Origin of the sequence: Acinetobacter sp. TWP2-2-3 (assembly GCF_049896445.1) — a bacterium.
Taxonomy (GTDB): domain Bacteria; phylum Pseudomonadota; class Gammaproteobacteria; order Pseudomonadales; family Moraxellaceae; genus Acinetobacter.
In genome coordinates, this window is record NZ_JAFCUI010000001.1 from 159,418 (window position 1) to 176,249 (window position 16,832).

At 42.9% G+C, this 16,832-nt stretch carries 17 protein-coding genes; 13 read left to right on the forward strand and 4 right to left on the reverse strand.

Annotation, left to right across the window (positions count from 1 at the left end; translation table 11 throughout):
- Positions 1–18 precede the first annotated feature (18 nt).
- The 10 genes from gspL to ACP7AK_RS00820 all read left to right on the forward strand — a co-directional run bounded on the left by gspL (position 19) and on the right by ACP7AK_RS00820 (position 10,718).
- On the forward strand, positions 19–1,158 hold the full coding sequence (gspL, locus tag ACP7AK_RS00775) for a type II secretion system protein GspL (protein ID WP_425878047.1): 1,140 nt from the start codon (positions 19–21) through the stop codon (positions 1,156–1,158).
- Positions 1,158–1,637, forward strand: a complete 480-nt coding sequence (gene gspM / locus ACP7AK_RS00780) for a type II secretion system protein GspM (RefSeq protein WP_425878049.1) — start codon at positions 1,158–1,160, stop codon at positions 1,635–1,637. Before gspL ends, gspM begins: the two co-directional genes overlap by 1 nt.
- A 90-nt stretch (positions 1,638–1,727) precedes the next feature.
- Entirely contained in the window at positions 1,728–2,729 is a 1,002-nt protein-coding gene (locus ACP7AK_RS00785; RefSeq protein WP_219309651.1) for a quinone-dependent dihydroorotate dehydrogenase, read from the forward strand.
- 5 nt (positions 2,730–2,734) lie between these two features.
- Positions 2,735–3,316 carry a CvpA family protein gene (locus tag ACP7AK_RS00790; RefSeq protein WP_005246742.1) on the forward strand — a complete coding sequence of 194 codons (582 nt, stop codon included), beginning with the start codon at positions 2,735–2,737 and terminating at the stop codon, positions 3,314–3,316.
- Between the two features lie 24 nt (positions 3,317–3,340).
- The gene (gene purF / locus ACP7AK_RS00795; protein WP_180038885.1) at positions 3,341–4,876 is read left to right on the forward strand and encodes an amidophosphoribosyltransferase; all 1,536 of its coding nucleotides are present in this window, start codon (positions 3,341–3,343) and stop codon (positions 4,874–4,876) included.
- An 89-nt stretch (positions 4,877–4,965) separates the two neighbouring features.
- A complete protein-coding gene (locus tag ACP7AK_RS00800; protein ID WP_004729955.1) occupies positions 4,966–6,855 on the forward strand; it encodes a M48 family metalloprotease in 1,890 nt (629 codons plus the stop codon).
- Between the two features lie 204 nt (positions 6,856–7,059).
- Positions 7,060–7,704, forward strand: a complete 645-nt coding sequence (locus tag ACP7AK_RS00805; protein ID WP_219309645.1) for a hypothetical protein — start codon at positions 7,060–7,062, stop codon at positions 7,702–7,704.
- A 22-nt stretch (positions 7,705–7,726) separates the two neighbouring features.
- The gene (locus ACP7AK_RS00810; protein WP_219309643.1) at positions 7,727–8,692 is read left to right on the forward strand and encodes a 2-hydroxyacid dehydrogenase; all 966 of its coding nucleotides are present in this window, start codon (positions 7,727–7,729) and stop codon (positions 8,690–8,692) included.
- Between the two features lie 116 nt (positions 8,693–8,808).
- Positions 8,809–10,251, forward strand: a complete 1,443-nt coding sequence (locus ACP7AK_RS00815) for a M48 family metalloprotease (RefSeq protein ID WP_425878053.1) — start codon at positions 8,809–8,811, stop codon at positions 10,249–10,251.
- Between the two features lie 107 nt (positions 10,252–10,358).
- Positions 10,359–10,718 carry a hypothetical protein gene (locus ACP7AK_RS00820; protein WP_005107293.1) on the forward strand — a complete coding sequence of 120 codons (360 nt, stop codon included), beginning with the start codon at positions 10,359–10,361 and terminating at the stop codon, positions 10,716–10,718.
- A 72-nt stretch (positions 10,719–10,790) separates the two neighbouring features.
- Here ACP7AK_RS00820 and ACP7AK_RS00825 read toward each other — a convergent pair whose 3' ends face one another.
- Entirely contained in the window at positions 10,791–11,237 is a 447-nt protein-coding gene (locus ACP7AK_RS00825) for a GatB/YqeY domain-containing protein (RefSeq protein ID WP_004280076.1), read from the reverse strand.
- Positions 11,238–11,270: 33 nt separating this feature from the next.
- Positions 11,271–11,486, reverse strand: coding sequence for a 30S ribosomal protein S21 (gene rpsU, locus ACP7AK_RS00830; RefSeq protein ID WP_001136722.1), 216 nt, complete (start codon positions 11,484–11,486; stop codon positions 11,271–11,273).
- Positions 11,487–11,633: 147 nt separating this feature from the next.
- Between rpsU and tsaD the strand changes: the two genes are divergently transcribed.
- The 3 genes from tsaD (at position 11,634) to ACP7AK_RS00845 (ending at position 15,346) form a co-directional block, all read left to right on the forward strand.
- On the forward strand, positions 11,634–12,650 hold the full coding sequence (gene tsaD, locus ACP7AK_RS00835; RefSeq protein WP_004280030.1) for a tRNA (adenosine(37)-N6)-threonylcarbamoyltransferase complex transferase subunit TsaD: 1,017 nt from the start codon (positions 11,634–11,636) through the stop codon (positions 12,648–12,650).
- Positions 12,651–12,854: 204 nt separating this feature from the next.
- Positions 12,855–13,814: a sensor domain-containing diguanylate cyclase gene (locus ACP7AK_RS00840; protein ID WP_425878059.1), complete on the forward strand. Its 960-nt coding sequence runs from the start codon at positions 12,855–12,857 to the stop codon at positions 13,812–13,814.
- Positions 13,815–14,302: 488 nt separating this feature from the next.
- Positions 14,303–15,346, forward strand: a complete 1,044-nt coding sequence (locus tag ACP7AK_RS00845) for a hypothetical protein (protein ID WP_425878574.1) — start codon at positions 14,303–14,305, stop codon at positions 15,344–15,346.
- A gap of 101 nt (positions 15,347–15,447) precedes the next feature.
- On the opposite strand, the gene ACP7AK_RS00850 is transcribed toward ACP7AK_RS00845, so the two are convergent.
- Complete coding sequence (locus ACP7AK_RS00850) at positions 15,448–15,861, reverse strand: DUF6176 family protein (RefSeq protein ID WP_004646620.1); 414 nt, start codon at positions 15,859–15,861, stop codon at positions 15,448–15,450.
- On the reverse strand, positions 15,851–16,723 hold the full coding sequence (locus ACP7AK_RS00855) for an ATP-binding protein (protein WP_004280026.1): 873 nt from the start codon (positions 16,721–16,723) through the stop codon (positions 15,851–15,853). The genes ACP7AK_RS00850 and ACP7AK_RS00855 overlap by 11 nt, the downstream gene beginning before the upstream one ends.
- Positions 16,724–16,832 lie beyond the last annotated feature (109 nt).

Here is a 16,832-nt window from a genome sequence, read left to right on the forward strand (position 1 = left end):
AACGGCAGAACACAATCAATGTTGTATTTATGGATGCCTGAAGCCAATGGGGTTTGGCAATGGTCAACTGGGGAATTCTGGAACACTGCGGACACATTAGAACAGCTGATTCAGGATATACAGGCTCATCATGGCGAAGAGGCGATGGTATTTTTCCCGAGCCGTCATGTGCAAATTTTGCAGCAGACCTTGCCCAAGAGCCAATATAAGAAAATGGGCAATGATGGCATTAAATATTTGCTCGAAGAATATGTGGTGCTGCCGGTAGATGCCATGAAAGTGCTGCATCATTTTCAACAGCCGGATCAGATCAGCATTATGGGAATTGCGAATTCTACGCTTGAGACCTTGCAACATGCTTTAAGCCTGATCCCGGTCAAGCTAGCAGCTTTGTTGCCGGACTTTTTAGTGCTGCCGGTTCCTGATGCCAATCATCGTGTGATTGCTCAAATTGGTGGGCGTTTGCTGGTGCGCGAGTCGGAATATATCGGTCAGTCGCTAGATGATCTAAGCCTTTATCTGGATTATCAGTCCAAGGACCTCAGCTATAAGGTGAGCAACCTGAATCAGGAGCAGTTGCGTAGTCTTGAAGCACTCATCACTCAGGAGCAACTGGAGTCTTTCCAATATGGTATTCCTGTACTGAAAAAACCAAAACAGCATCCGTTTAATATATTGCCTAAAGCAAAATCTGATGGTGCTATTTCCGGTTACTGGAAAGCCTGCGCGGCAGTTTTTCTGGGTATTTTGGTATTGCAGTTTAGTTATGATGCTGTGCGCTGGTATCAATATAAAAAAGTGGCGAATCAGACTGCCGCGCAAGCCATTGACCAGTTTAAATACTGGTTTGGACAAAATTATCCGGTCACTGAGCAGAATATCAAAAGTCAGTTTGAAGGGCAGTTGCGTCAAAGCCAGATTGCAGATACGCATGCATTACAGCTGATTAGTCGGGTGGGGCCTGTCTTGATGCAAAATCAGATTGTGGCACAACGGGTAAATTATGATACTTCTGTGCTAAGTATGGAGCTTAAGGCTAATTCATCAGAAACGTTAAATGCACTGACCACGCAATTGAGCCAGCAAGGTTTTAAGGTGGAGCTGGGGAATATTCAGGCCAGCGGAACAGCTGCGATCGGACTGGTGAGGATTCAATAATGAAAGGCCTTGAAGCGCTACAAAATCGTATGGATCAGTCTTTTGAAACACTGAGTGATTATCTGGACAGCTTGTCGGTACGTGAACGGGTAATGGTAATTTTTACCACTGTTTTTGTGATTGTGGCGGCAGTCGGTTCTGCACTCTGGTATATGCATCAGGCGGCAGATACCCAGCAAAAACGCTTAAATCAGCTGAAAGATACCATTGTTTGGATGCAAAGTAATGCAGTAACCATGAAACCGGCTGGGGACACCCAACTGGATGCAGCGGAGAAAGTACAGCGAGTCGCACAGCAGCAAGGATTGTCGGTGGCTTCCCAGCAAATGGAAGGAAAAATTCAATTGGCGGTCATGCATGAAAATTATGCAGTACTGGCAAATTTCCTGACTCAGCTGGCACAAATGGGGCTAAGTATCGAGAAAATGGAACTAAATAATGAGGCAGGACAGATTAAATTAACGGCGACCATACAATAAACGGTAAAAATAAAGATTTGCAAAGCATGGTTTTTTTGTCAGCCTATGCCTATAATATGCCGACTTAAAAAGCAGTAGACTTTTCTGGATATGTTGTATTCTCTAGCCCGCCCTTTGTTGTTTTCTTTAGCACCAGAGCGTGCACATGAGCTGACATTATCACTATTGAAATCATCCCATAAAATGGGCTTGATGCGTCAAAATGTTGCTGCGAAACCTGTGACCTGTATGGGAATCGAATTTCCCAATCCGGTAGGTCTTGCGGCAGGTTTGGACAAAAATGGTGCCTATATTGACGCCCTTGCCGGTCAAGGTTTTGGTTTTATTGAAATTGGTACCATTACCCCGAGACCGCAAGCCGGCAATCCTCATCCGCGTTTATTTCGTTTGCCACAGGTCAAAGCCATTATTAACCGTATGGGCTTTAACAATGATGGCGTGGATCAGCTGGTTGAAAATGTCAAAGCGGCCAAATTTAAAGGCATTCTCGGTATTAATATCGGTAAAAACGCTGATACTCCGGTAGAAAAAGCAGTAGATGATTACCTCATCTGTTTAGAAAAAGTCTATAATTATGCTTCTTATATTACCGTCAACATTTCTTCTCCCAATACCAAAAACCTGCGCAGCCTGCAAAGTGGTGATGCACTCACCGAACTGCTGGAAACACTGAAGAAGCGTCAGCTTGAATTGGCTCAGGAATACCAGCATTATGTACCTTTGGTACTGAAAGTGGCGCCTGATCTGGATAACAGCGATATTGCCTTTATTGCCAAGCAATTATTGCAATTCAAGATTGATGGCCTGATCGTGACCAATACCACACTGTCACGTGAAGGTGTAGAGGGTCTGGAGCATGCAGAGGAAGCAGGTGGTTTGTCTGGCGCGCCAGTATTTGAGAAAAGTACCGCATGTCTGGCTACATTTGCTGCGGTATTAAAAGGACAAATTCCATTGATTGGTGTGGGTGGTATTCTTTCAGGTGCAGATGCTGCTGCCAAGAAACAGGCAGGCGCCAGCCTTGTACAAGTTTATAGTGGCCTCATCTATACTGGACCTAAACTTGTAAAAGATTGTGTAGACGCACTTTAAATCCTATGAATGCCATTGATATCTTTCTACTGATTATCTTGCTCATTGGAGGGCTCAACGGTTTGCGTCAAGGATTTATTAAAGCCTTTGCGAACTTAGTGGGATGGATCTTTGCCCTGATTGTTGCGGCAAAATATTCAACGCTACTTGCGCCGTCTATGGTTGCTCTGAGTACAGATCCAGTCGTACAAAAGATTGCGGCCTTCGCTTTTATCGTCCTGCTGATTGTAGTTCTGACCTGGATCGTTACTGCACTGTTGAACCGTATTTTAAAGAGTCTTAAACTGGGCCCTCTCAACCGTCTGGCGGGTGGTGTCTTTGGTAGCCTGAAAGGTTTGCTGATTGTTCTGATTACCATGCAGGGAATTGGCCCGTGGGTAGAAAGCTCACCTCATTGGAAACAGTCCAAGTTTATTCAAGCCTTATTGCCTTATGCACCTTGGGCGACTCAAATGTCGAAAGAAGCCGCGAATGGCGCACTACAACATATCAAGCCTGAAGGGACATCGAAACCTTCAGCTTCATCATCTGAAACATCGTCCAAGTCTGGAGCTGCAGATGAGTCTACAAATAATCCTTTTTATTAATCCTAGCTTGTCTGCGAGGTTGCTATGTGTGGAGTAGTTGGTATAGCTGGTAAATCACCCGTTAACCAAATGTTGTTTGATGCATTAACGATGTTGCAACATCGTGGACAAGATGCAGCTGGGATCGTGACATGTGATGAAGGACGTTTATTCCTGCGCAAAGACAATGGTATGGTGCGTGATGTATTCCATACCCGTCATATGCGTGCTTTGAAAGGAAATTACGGTATTGGTCATGTGCGTTATCCAACAGCCGGTTCATCGAGCAGTGCTGAAGCACAGCCGTTTTATGTGAACTCGCCGTACGGGATTACCTTGGCACATAATGGTAACCTGACCAATGCTGAAGAAATTCATGATGACCTGTTCAAAACTGACTTGCGTCATATGAACACCGATTCTGATTCGGAAGTCCTGTTAAACGTGTTTGCGCATGAATTGCAAAAACATGGCAAACTGGTACCTACGTCGGAAGATATTTTCCATGCGGTGACGCGTGTGCATGAGCGTTGTAAAGGTGCTTATGGCGTGGTGGCGATGATTACCGGTCAGGGTCTGGTAGGCTTCCGTGATCCAAATGGTATTCGTCCATTGATCTACGGTTCGCGTGAAACTGAACAGGGTATGGAGTATATCATTGCTTCTGAGTCGGTTGCGATTACTGCGCTGGGCTTTAAAGTTGAGCGTGATATTTTGCCTGGTGAAGCGGTATTTATTGATTTAGAAGGTAACTTCTTCACCAAGCAATGTGCAGTGAATGCTGAATACCGTCCTTGTATTTTTGAATATGTTTATTTTGCCCGTCCAGATGCCATCATTGATGGAATCTCGGTGTATAAAGCACGTTTGAAAATGGGTGAGAAGCTGGCGCAAAAAATTCTGCGTGAGTGGGGTGAAGAGCATGATATTGATGTGGTGATTCCGATTCCGGATACTTCACGTACTTCAGCGCTAGAACTTGCCAATATGTTGGGCGTGAAATTCCGTGAAGGTTTCATGAAAAACCGTTATATCGGCCGGACCTTCATTATGCCTGGTCAGCAGCTGCGTAAAAAATCGGTACGTCAAAAACTGAACCCGGTTGAGCTTGAGTTTAAAGGTAAAAACGTACTGTTGGTGGATGACTCGATTGTCCGTGGTACGACCTGTAATGAAATTATCCAGATGGCTCGTGATTCTGGCGCGAAAAAAGTATTCTTCGCTTCTGCAGCACCGATGGTGAAATATCCAAACGTTTACGGTATTGATATGCCAGCAAAATCAGAATTGATTGCATCGGAACGTAGCGTGGAAGAAATCCGTGAAATTATTGGTGCTGACCGTCTGATTTTCCAGGATCTGGAAGATTTGAAAGATGCGGTAAGAACCACCAAAGTACCGGATGTCAAAGACTTTGATTGTTCAGTGTTTGATGGCATCTATGTTTCGGGCGGTATTGATGCGCAATATCTGGATGATCTTCAGCAAAAACGTAGTGACAGTGCCATGAAAGAAAGCAATTATATTGATGTCAATATTGATGCAGCCTCAGTGGATTTGACTGGCGTACGCGAAGTTTAAACATTTAAAATCATCATGAAAAAGCGGGAATTTCCCGCTTTTTTGTTTTATGATGAACCCATTGAAAATCATCATTTTAGGGTTCTGCATTGCGAAACGTAGGATACGATTTTATAAAAAACAAAAATATAGTACTGCCTGTAAGTTTTTGCCTGATTGCAATTCTGTTGACTATTTTTATTATTAATACCGTTGTTGGTCTCTTTGTTTTTTATACTGATCCTAGCCAGTCAATCTTCTGGCATGCGCTAAGTCCTTATCTGATTGCTTTGTTGTTATGTGCCATGATGATCTCGGTCATCTATGAATTCTATATTTTTCGGAATGGCGGTTATTCGCTGGCGAAGCAGTTGGGTGCACGTCGGTTGAGTCCGATGGACAGTATTCCAGAAGAAAGTGCTGCACTGCACATTAACCAGCAACTGTCAGAGACTTTTCTGATTGACGTTCCGGCGGTATATGTGCTGCCCGATGAAGTTGGTGTCAATGCATTGACGGCAGGGTTTAGTCCGCGGGATACCGCAATTATCCTGACTTGGGGTGCGATACAAACACTGGATAAAGTCGAGCTGTATGGCTTGCTCAGCCATGAATTCAATAAAATCCTGTCTGGTGAAGCTGCGGAAAATACCCGTTTGAAAATTCTGTATAGCAGTTTAACTACGTTTAGTCAGTGTGGCAGTAAGATTGCCAAGTCCGGTTTTTATCGAGCGGGTAGTCCTCGTGAAAACAAGTTCGAAACTTTCTATGTTTCAGTGGGCGCGGTGATCTGGCTGATTGGTAGTTTGGGTGTTTTGATTTCCCGTTTCATTAAATATATTTCACTCGGTGGTCGGACCTATAAAAATGATCGAAAGACCCGACGCCTGATTCAAAATGATGCCAATATTCAGACTTTACTCAGAATTCATGTGCATCATTCCGGCTCCCAGATTTATAGTGAATATGCTGAATCCATTTCACATATGTGCTTTGCCAATTCCTTGAGCCCACAAAACTGGCTGAATATTCATCCCCATATCAATCAGCGGATTTATGAATTAAATCCTGCCTTGATTCAGGACTTACAGCTTGAGAATCTGAAAAAACTCAAAAATCAGCCTTTGTTTAGTTTGTTCCGTTCTTTAGAAGAAGTGGTGCCTGAAACTGCAATGAGCTGGAGCTCGCCACAGCCTTTGCCATTATTGCGGCTGTCTCCGATCAGTTTTGCGATTAAAGATGCGATCAAACCACTGAATCCGGAACTTCGGCTCAAGATGCCACGTCCGGAACTGATTGAGCGTGCATTACAAACCGCAACTGGTTCTCGTGAAGTGATGGTCGCCATTTTAATGATCCGTCAATATCGTGAATTTATTCCGACTGAGGCTGAAGTTAGCCGTGCCATTGTAGATTCATTGCTCAATCTGGACGGGCGGGTGCATATCTCGATTTTCCAGCAAGCTTGTAACAATATTGGTGGCATGCCGACAACTGTTGCACGCCAGTTTTTGATGAAGCTGGCACGGATTATTCAGGAAGATGGCGAAATTGGCCTGTTGGATGCATTATTACTGGAATGTGTGAAATACGAACTGAATTTGCTTCCTGCACATACGCCTACAGCACTCGATGAGGTCAAGCCACAGATTGTGCGTTTGATCGACGCCTTGCTGCATGTACAGCAGATTAATAGCGGCAACCAGCTTGAGGTGCGGGAGCGGATTTTAAACCGGATTCTGACCGCTCAGGAACTGGACTTATATAATGAAATTTCTGATGAGCCGATTGATCTAGCAGAAATCCTGAATGATATTGCGGGGCTGTTATTGCGTGATCGCCTCAGTATTTTAGGTATTGCAGAGGCCTGTTTGTGGAGTGATCGTATCGTGACACAGGATGAGTTGGACGTGATGGAGCTGTTGTATTGGCGCTTGGGTTTTGAGGCAGAACAGGTCGTTCAGCAAATGTTAAAGAAGAACAGTTTAACCATTCTGTAGAAAATAAATGAGAACGCGCAGCTTTAGCCGGAATCTGTTATAACAGCAGGAATGGTTTAATTGTGTATTAAAAGCACGGTTTTTAGCAGACAGCTAAACTTTGTACTAGAATCCATCAGGATAAAAAAGAAAAGCTGAAAAAGTTCGGCAAAGCACAGGCAATCCGGCTAAAATGTTCAGCCTGAAATTGGTGATGATGAAAAGATGATTGGGCATCAGCGTGACATACTGGCAACATTAGGAATCGATCTCTGGATTCCTAGGGACAGCGCATGTCAGCCGCACCAGGTTTCGATCTGGCGTGATCAGGCTGCACCTGAATTTCACACCGATATCGTCTTACCACAGCCTGCTTCCGTAGAGGCGTTGGCTGATCTACCGATTCCTGAGCCAGAGCCAATTGTTACGCTTAAGGTTGATACACCACCTGCGGCACCGACTCACATTGTACCTGTTCAGGAACAGCGTGAAATCGTACAAATCCCGCCATTCAGTTTGCAGGCTTTAAGTCTGGCACATTGCAGTATCGTGATTGATGCAACTGCAATGACCGAAGACACCCAGAATTTATGGGGCAATATCCAGCGTGCAGTCCCAGGTGAGTTTCATGAGCTGAACTGGCCATTTCCCTGGGCCAATGTTCAGGATGGACGTGGTGTAGAATCCTATATTCAGGGTTTTCTGGATGGAATGAGTGCAGAGAAAAATATTATTTTCCTCGGGCCTGCAGCGCATATATCAAATACGAAAATGATCCAGTTGGCATCTTTACAAGAAATGCTGGATCAGCCGATTCTAAAAAAACGTTTATGGCAGTTTATGCAAAATAGGACTGCCAGTCTGGAATAATCTTGCTGTGGAATAAAAATAGATGAAACAAAAAGTGGTTGTATTTAGTCAAATTGATACTGATATTCAAAACAAGCTGGAACAAAATTATCAGGTGAGTTATATACAACCGAAGCTAGGCGATGTGAATCAACAGCTTTTGCAGCAGGTTCAGGATGCTGATGGCATGATTGGCGCAGGGCGCTTGTTGAATCGCGATAATCTGGCCAGTGCCACCCGGTTAAAAATTATCTCCAGTGTCAGTGTCGGTTATGACAACTATGAACTGGATTATTTAAATGAAAAGAAAATTTATCTCAGTCATACGCCGCATGTACTGACTGAAACCACTGCTGACCTGGCTTTTACTTTACTGATGTCAGCAGCACGCAAAGTGGCTTACCTGGATCAATGGACCAAGCAGGGACAATGGCAGCGTACCGTGGGCGAAGCACAATTTGGTATGGATATTTTTGGAAAAACCCTCGGAATTATTGGTCTCGGTCATATTGGAGCTGCAATCGCACGTCGTGGTTTTTACGGTTTTAATATGAATATTCTGTATCATAATCGTCGGGAAAAACCAGAACTTGCTCAAGGGTTGAATGCGAAATATTGCCAGCTTGAGGAACTGTTACAGCGTTCTGACTTTGTGGTCGTTGCAGTAGATTTGAATGCGGATTCTAAGGCGCTGATTGCGACAGCGGAATTGGCTAAAATGCAATCCCATGCAGTATTGGTCAATATTTCACGTGGCTCGGTCATTGATGAACAGGCATTAACTTCAGCTTTAAAAGCCAAGCAGGTTTTTGCTGCCGGTCTGGATGTGTATCAGAAAGAGCCGTTAAAGGAATCGGAATTATTCCAGTTGGATAATGTGGTTACATTGCCACATGTGGGTTCGGCCACTGCAGCCACCCGTAAAAAAATGGCAGAACTGGCTTATCAGAATCTTGTTGATGCCTTGGAAGGACGAGTGCCCCGTTATGTGGTCAATCCGGAATTTTAAAATGCATCTGATTCGTCGTTTAAATGGTATTAAAAAATAACATTTTCTTGCGTCTCTGCTCATTGTTCAATGCTATATTCAAGATAAATTAGATCGGCAGGATTAGAGATTTTTCATTGAAACGATTGGCGCTGGCGTGTGGCTTAAGTCTGTATATGGTAGCAGGGCACGGCTCTAACCATGATTTTAATCAAGTAAATGTACAATTTTCTGTGCCTGATATTGGTACAGGCGTCGGCTTACTCGATCAACAAAAAGAAAAAATGATCGGTGAAAAAGTCTATCGTGAAGTGCATAAACAAATGCCGGTCCTGCAAAATCCATGGCTTGAAGATCAGTTGCTTTCAGTATTTTCTCATATCCTGAGTCAGACTCAATTGCAACAGCCGATCGGTTTGCTGGTCATTAATGATCCCCAAATTAATGCTTTCGCCGTACCGGGTGGCCTCTTTGCACTTAATGCTGGTCTGATTAATTCAGCCCGAAACATGGATGAAGTGGCAGGAGTGATGGCGCATGAAATTGCACATGTCACACAACGTCATTACAGTCGCTCTCAGGATGCATTTAAAGGGCAAGGTTTACTGGCGCTAGCCGGAATTCTCATCGGTGCTTTGGTCGCTTCTCAGGCAGATGGCGATGTCGGCACAGCGGTCATGATGGGTTCACAGGCAGCACTTCTGGATAAACAGCTTACCTATAGCCGTAATCAGGAGCGTGAGGCAGACCGGATTGGTATGCAATATATGTATCGTTCCGGTTATAACCCGCATAGTATGGCAGATTTCTTTGAGGTCATGCATCGCTCGACCAGCCGCTTAAGCTTTCTGCCGGATTTCTGGTTCACTCATCCACTCACCACCGAGCGTATGAGTGAAGCACGTTTACGTGCCAACCAGCTTCCTGCGGTGAAACGCAGTCTCAATGACCAAGACTTTGACATTATCAAGTGGTATAGCAGGGTATTGTCTGGTCAGACCAATGCAGAGCAGCTTATCCTGATGGACCGGCAAAATAATTTTGCAGGCCAGCTTGCCTTAACTGCCTATCGAATACAGCAAAGTGATTTCCAGGCCGCGCAGGCCACTTTAGATCGAGCAAAAAAGCATAACCAGATGCATCCTTTACAGGTTTTATTCCAGACTGATATTTATTTAGCTCAGAACCAGCTTGATGCAGCTTTGGAAAGTGTAGCGTCAGCAGCGCGGATCATGCCGGAAAATCGAGCGCTCAATTATAAATATGCAGAAGTGCTGATTCGCGCCAAGCAACCCGATAAAGCAAAAGTTTTAGTGCAGCGATTTCTAAATGCCAATTCACGGGATGTCAGTGGCTGGCGACTAATGCAACTGGCTGCCAATGCAGAGCCAGATTCGCCGATTAAGGCTGCTAATGTGCTGCGCTATCGTGCAGAAGTAGAATATTGGTCAGGATATGAAGAAACTGCCATCAAATCATTATTACATGCACAGCGTAGCGTAAAGAATAATCAATCTTTATCGTCCACCATTCGCCAGCGTCTGAAGCAGATGCAGCAGGCACATCAATATAAGATTTAAAGCTGAACTGGGTTTTAAGTTTTTGTATCAGGATGATATAGCAAGAATATATTCAATCAGGCTACAATCTTTTTGAAAGATCAGCGTGAATCAAACTGAAGCATAATATGAAAAAAATACTATTGGGCGTGTGTCTACTGGGGTGGAGTTATGGGGTTTTTGCTGCGAGTGCAGTTGAATATGTAGAAGCAATAGAACGAATTAATGCGGATTATAAAAAGGAATCGCGTCAGTTTTTAAGTGGTTTAAATCCGCAGCAACAGGGATTTAGTCCTGAGCAGAATGCAAAATTTTGTGGAATTGTAGGACGTTATGTTGATCGTTTATATCAGGCCGCTGACCAGAATCGTCCTTATCTGGATCGTCAGTTTCAAAATATGAGTAAACGGGATGTAATTGTAGAAGTGAAATCGTCGAAAGAGATGCAATTACTTAAGCGTTATCAGGTCGATTGTAATTTGCAATGAGAATACGTCAAGAACTGTCTTTGATGATTAAAGGCAGTTCAACGTTAAAGACAAGATGCTAGAAAGTAGGGATTAAGCAAGTTGCGCTTTGATTTTGGCGGAAACTTGTGCAGGATCGGCGCGCCCGGCTATGAGCGGACGCAGAGAATTCATCACCTTACCCATATCTTTCATGCTAGTAGCTTGTTGCGCTGCAATAGCTTGCGCAATCATGGAATCAAGTTCTTCCTCAGTCATAGCTTCTGGTAGAAACTGAGACAAAATCTCAATTTCGGCTTGTTCCTTACTAGCTAAATCATCTCGGCCAGCGCCTGCAAAGGCTTTAACCGATTCTTTACGTTGTTTAATTTGTTTTTCAATGACCGCAAGAACCTGAGCGTCGTCAAGTTCTTTGCGCTCATCGACTTCGATTTGCTTAATTGCTGCCTGTAGACTGCGAATGACCGTCAGCTTGGACATTTCTTTGGCACGCATTGTTGCTTTCAAAACATCCGTGATTTGGTCTTTTAAAGTCGTCATTATTTATTCAAGGCAATCAATCACAAATTAATCTTAGTAAAGGCGAGTCGTACGTACTGATTCACGCGCCAATTTCTTTTGGTAGCGTTTAACAGCAGCAGCTTTTTTGCGCTTACGTTCTTGAGTTGGTTTCTCGTAGAATTCACGCTTACGTACGTCAGCAAGAACACCCGCTTTTTCGCATGAACGTTTGAAACGACGGATAGCTACGTCTACTGGCTCGCCTTCTTTCAATTTAACTTGTGGCATGAAGAATCCTCATATCAGTTAGGGTAAGATCTCGGGCTGAATTGCCCTCAATCACAAGTGAAGGTCAGTATTTTACTCATTTACATCTCATACCACAAGTCTATAATAGTTGCTGCAATAGAATTGATACAGGTTATAGGCAGTTTAATGATCGTTTTAGGCTTGGAAACGTCGTGTGATGAAACAGGACTTGCGCTGTATGACAGCGAGTTGGGTTTGCGCGGACAGGTGCTTTATAGCCAGATTAAACTGCATGCAGAATATGGCGGTGTAGTTCCAGAGCTGGCGTCACGTGATCATGTGCGTAAACTGATTCCACTCATCAATGAGCTGCTTGAACAGAGCGGCGTGAAAAAATCAGAAATTGATGCAGTCGCATATACCCGTGGCCCGGGTCTGATGGGCGCACTCATGACAGGCGCATTGTTTGGTCGTACTTTGGCCTTTGCACTGAATAAACCCGCAATTGGTGTGCATCATATGGAAGGTCATATGCTGGCACCTTTGTTGTCAGAAACTCCGCCTGAGTTTCCATTTGTTGCATTATTGGTATCGGGTGGACATTCTCAGCTCATGGCTGCTTATGGCATTGGCCAGTATGAATTGCTCGGTGAATCCATTGATGATGCGGCAGGCGAAGCCTTTGATAAAGTCGCGAAAATGATGGGCTTGCCATATCCGGGCGGTCCGAATATCTCTAAATTGGCGGAACAGGGCGATCCAAATGCATTTGCATTCCCACGCCCAATGCTGCATCAAGGTCTGGAATTCTCATTCAGTGGTCTAAAAACGGCAGTTTCTGTACAGATGAAAAAACTGGGTGATGAAAACCGCGATGCCGACATCGCTGCCAGTTTTCAGGAAGCCATTGTCGATACTCTGGTGAAAAAGTCGGTGAAAGCATTGAAGCAAACGGGGCTTAAACGTCTGGTGATTGCGGGCGGTGTCAGTGCCAATAAGCGTTTACGTGAGCGTTTAGAAGCAGATTTAGCCAAGATCCGTGCATCTGTTTATTATGCTGAACCTGCACTCTGTACAGACAATGGTGCAATGATTGCTTTTGCGGGCTATCAGCGTTTAAAAGCAGGGCAGCATGATGGCTTGGCGGTGACCACCACACCACGCTGGCCAATGACGGAATTGACTAATCCGACAGAGGCATAGATTTCAGGCTTGAAAAAAAGAGGCTAAGGCCTCTTTTTTATTGTGAATTTTTAAATGAAAACTTATAGCAACGGTATGTTGTAAATATATAGTTTTATAGCTGTATTTAGAGCTTGTATATTCTATTGAAACCGGAAAAATAGTTTAATAGCTTAAGTTTATATCATGCATATTTTTACAGGTTTGTAGCAGAGGCAATCTCGGATGGAAAATATAAATTTCAAAAGTTTTCAGGATGCTGGAGAGGCAGTATTAAAGTTTCTGCATCAGCATTTTGGCTTTGATTTATGGATGATTACCCGGGTAGAAGGCCAAGACTGGATTGTGCTGCAAAGTGAAGACCATGGTTATGATATACGACCCGGCCAAGTGTTTCAGTGGGCTGATTCTTTTTGTTCTCATATGGTCGCAGGTAAGGCCCCGAGAATTGCACCTCGCTCTGAAGAAATTCCTTTATATGCCACAGCGCCGATTAATCAGCAGGTCTGTATAAAATCTTATATTGGTCAGCCACTCCTTAAAGAAGATGGCAGTTTGTTTGGAACGCTCTGTGCGATTGATCCAGAAACCAAATCAGAAGCTATTGTGCAAGATATACAACTGGTCGAGTTGTTGGGACAATTACTCAGTTCGATCTTGCAGGCAGAATTACGTCAGAGTGAGCAGATGAGACAGCATGAATTATTGCAGGAAGAAGCCAGTAAAGATGAATTGACCGGGCTATATAATCGTCGCGCTTGGGAAAAACTGCTGCGAGCAGAAGAAGAGCGTTGCAAGCAATATGGTCATCCCGCCGCTGTATTATTTATTGACCTGAATGACCTAAAAAAAGTGAATGATAATTTAGGTCATGATGAAGGTGACAAACTGATTCAAAATGCAGCGCAAATATTACGAGATAATGTACGGATCAATGATATTGTTGCTCGTTTCGGTGGTGATGAGTTTGTGATTCTTAGCGTGGAAAATGATGAAACGGGTACTGAAAGTTTAGTGGATCGTTTAATTAATGCCTTTGCAGCAGCAAACATTGGCGCAGCGATTGGTATGGCGATGCGTCATCCTGGTCATGGTTTATTTGCAGCGCTCGCACAAGCGGATCAGAACATGTTTGAATATAAGCGTCGGAAAAAATTCAGTGAATCCGTGACCAATCTAAAATAATTGACGCTTTAAATCTTCTGTAAATAATTAAGTATTTCATATTATAAAAATGATCATTTTCTATGTTCTAAAGTCATCCTATCTTTTAATATTCTCCTTCATTCCTATGTGTAGAAGTTGAACATGATTCTCCATAAAAAGAAAATTCAATCCATCTTTAACTTAACCATTACAAATTTTATAAGCTTTGTTGCAAAGTAAATTGACCTAATTAAATGCGCTTTAATCGTGTTGAAAAGTGACTCTGGTAAGGAGCGAGCTTCAAATAAGCACTTCATTTCTTATGATAATTGTTGTTTGAAATATACATTAAAATTACAGAACCAAAAATTTCTTTGTTTAAAAATAAAGCGCTATCTAAGGATAAAACTGGTTGCCAAGAAAAAACATTACCGGCAGAAATAGCATTTGAGCTGTTCAGTTTCGAGATGGCCAATCTTTAGTGATCACCAAATAAAAATGCAAAGAAATTTTAGGGAATAAATTTTATAAAAAAGCAGATTTCTATCTTTGGACTCGCTCTTGTCTCGGGTTTAATGAGTGCCTGTGGTGGTGGGGGAAGTAGCTCAGACAGTCCTACTGTCACTACACCTCCAAATGTTCCGAAAGAAAGTATTTCCTCTGAGCTTTCAGAGGAATTTGTCCTGCTTGAAGATCAGGACATTGTAGACAAAATTCGAGATAAAATTTCCGGAAATACCAGTAATGATACCGACTATAACGTTGCTCTAGGTCACATGATTGGAGAAGTATTTGCAGATTATCCTTATGGGCGTACTGCACGTATCATCAAAATTTATAATCTGGGCATCAATAGTATTAAATATCCAAATCTGATCTGTTCGGAAGTCAATACCACTGGTTCGGTCAAAACCCTGAAATTAAAAACAGATAAAGATAACTGTATTATTCTGGATAAAACTTACCGTAAAGGCTCAAACATTACTCAGACGGTGAATGGTGACACGACGACTTTAAGCTTTAGCAATGTCCGTTATGGTTCAAATGTAGATTTTAATCTCAAGGACGACTACCTGATTTCTGGCACAATTGTGCATCGTAAAACCAAAAATAACATGGGTGAATCCGAATCTTATCAAATCGATCAGTTGGAATTCCAGCGTATCGCCGAGACCGGTCAGGCAGGTACTTCTGGAATCGCGTTTGATACAAAGAGCAAAGAATATCTGCAGGTGCGTAATTATAATTACAGCTTGGTCGATGATTATGGCAGTGGCAGTAATGGGATTCGTACCTTAACCAGTCGTGGTACGATTATCGGTCAGCCTGATCTGACAGATTATCGTTACAGTTTTGATTTTAATACCACGACACCATTTAAAATGGATGAAACCGTATTAAATAACTATAAGCATTTGCCAAAAGAGGGCGTGCTTAGAATTAAGGACAGCGATGATCAGGTAATTGAGGTCAAACAGAACCAGCCTGAATCATTGAAGGCTACTGTTTATTTCAATGGCAGTGAAATTGATGACCTGCTATGGTCTACCATTATCGGTGATAAACAATAATTCGAGATGTCAAAAAAGCCCTGTATTTCCAGGGCTTTTTTTATTATTGATTGGGGAGAAGTCTTTATTACAAAACTATTTTGAATAGCCGTGCTAATAAATCAGGTAACTGTAGCATCCAATAACAATTCGGCGGGATAAACCGCTTGCCATGAAGTTTTAAACTGTTTATGCACTTGGTCAATTGGGAAAGTACTGAGTTTTGCAATATTTTGCGCTTTTTGAATATTGTCGGCGCGCATATATGCAATCAAATAGTCCTGACCATGAAGTTGCAGATAAAACCAGGACTCGACATGAACCTGTTCAGCCTTAAGCGTTTCAATTACTTCGTCTTGACGTGCTTTCAAAGTACGCTGCCAGTCATGAACTTGCTGCATGTGTAAGGGCTTAAGTTGAATGAGAACTGCGCCGACATCCATAATTTTAATTTTCTTTTGAGTATCATCATTATATAAATGATTTATATGAAAAAAGCGACCTGAGCCGGTCGCTTTTAAGTTGTTAAGAGGCATTTAGTTGGGTTGAACCAATCCAGTGCTTGGAAAACTGATAGGCAGCACGTCCTGAACGTTGACCGCGTGCCTGACACCAGCGTAGGGCTTCAGCACGGGTTTCTGGCGTGAGTTCCATGCCTGCCTTTTTGAGGTAATGTTCGACAATTTCCAAATACAGGTTCTGATCCATTGGATAGAAAGACAGCCATAAACCAAAGCGGTCAGACAGTGAAATTTTTTCTTCAATCGCTTCCTGAGGATGTAATTCAGTATATTGCGGCACATCAACTCGGGTAACGGGCGTATTTTCATGCATGAATTCGGGTAATAAATGACGACGGTTACTGGTCGCATAAATCACAAAATTGCTGGAACCGGACTGTAAAGAACCATCCAGAACACTCTTTAAACTGCGATAATTTTCATCTTCGGCATTAAAGGCCAGATCATCACAGTAGACAATGAACTTCTCTGGACGCTCTGCAATGAGTTGCTGAATTTGAGGCAGATCGGATAAATCATCCCGTTCGATTTCAATTAATCGTAACCCTTGATCTGCATACTCGGTGAGTAGGGCACGAACAATGGAGGATTTACCCGTACCGCGTGAACCGGTCAGTAAGACATCATTGGCAGGTAAGCCGTTTAAAAACTGCAACGTGTTCTGGATGACTTTTTCTTTTTGTCGCTCAATCCCTTTTAAATCGGCCAGTTCCATCTGTCTAAGCTGATGAATAGGTTTGAGTTCACCATGTTGCCATTTATAGGCATGAGCAGAAAAATCAGGAATTTGTTTTAGTTCGGGCAGACTTTGCTGAAGTTGCTGCAGAACAGTCGAAAGGGCATTTAAAATATGGTCAGGTAACTCAATTTTCGCCATGATTTAACATTACAGATTTAAAATTATGGCTAAGATAGTACCATTGCAAAATTCACAGTCAAAGCCAGAAAAGTATGATAATTTGCTTAAAGTAGAGAATTTTCGTTAT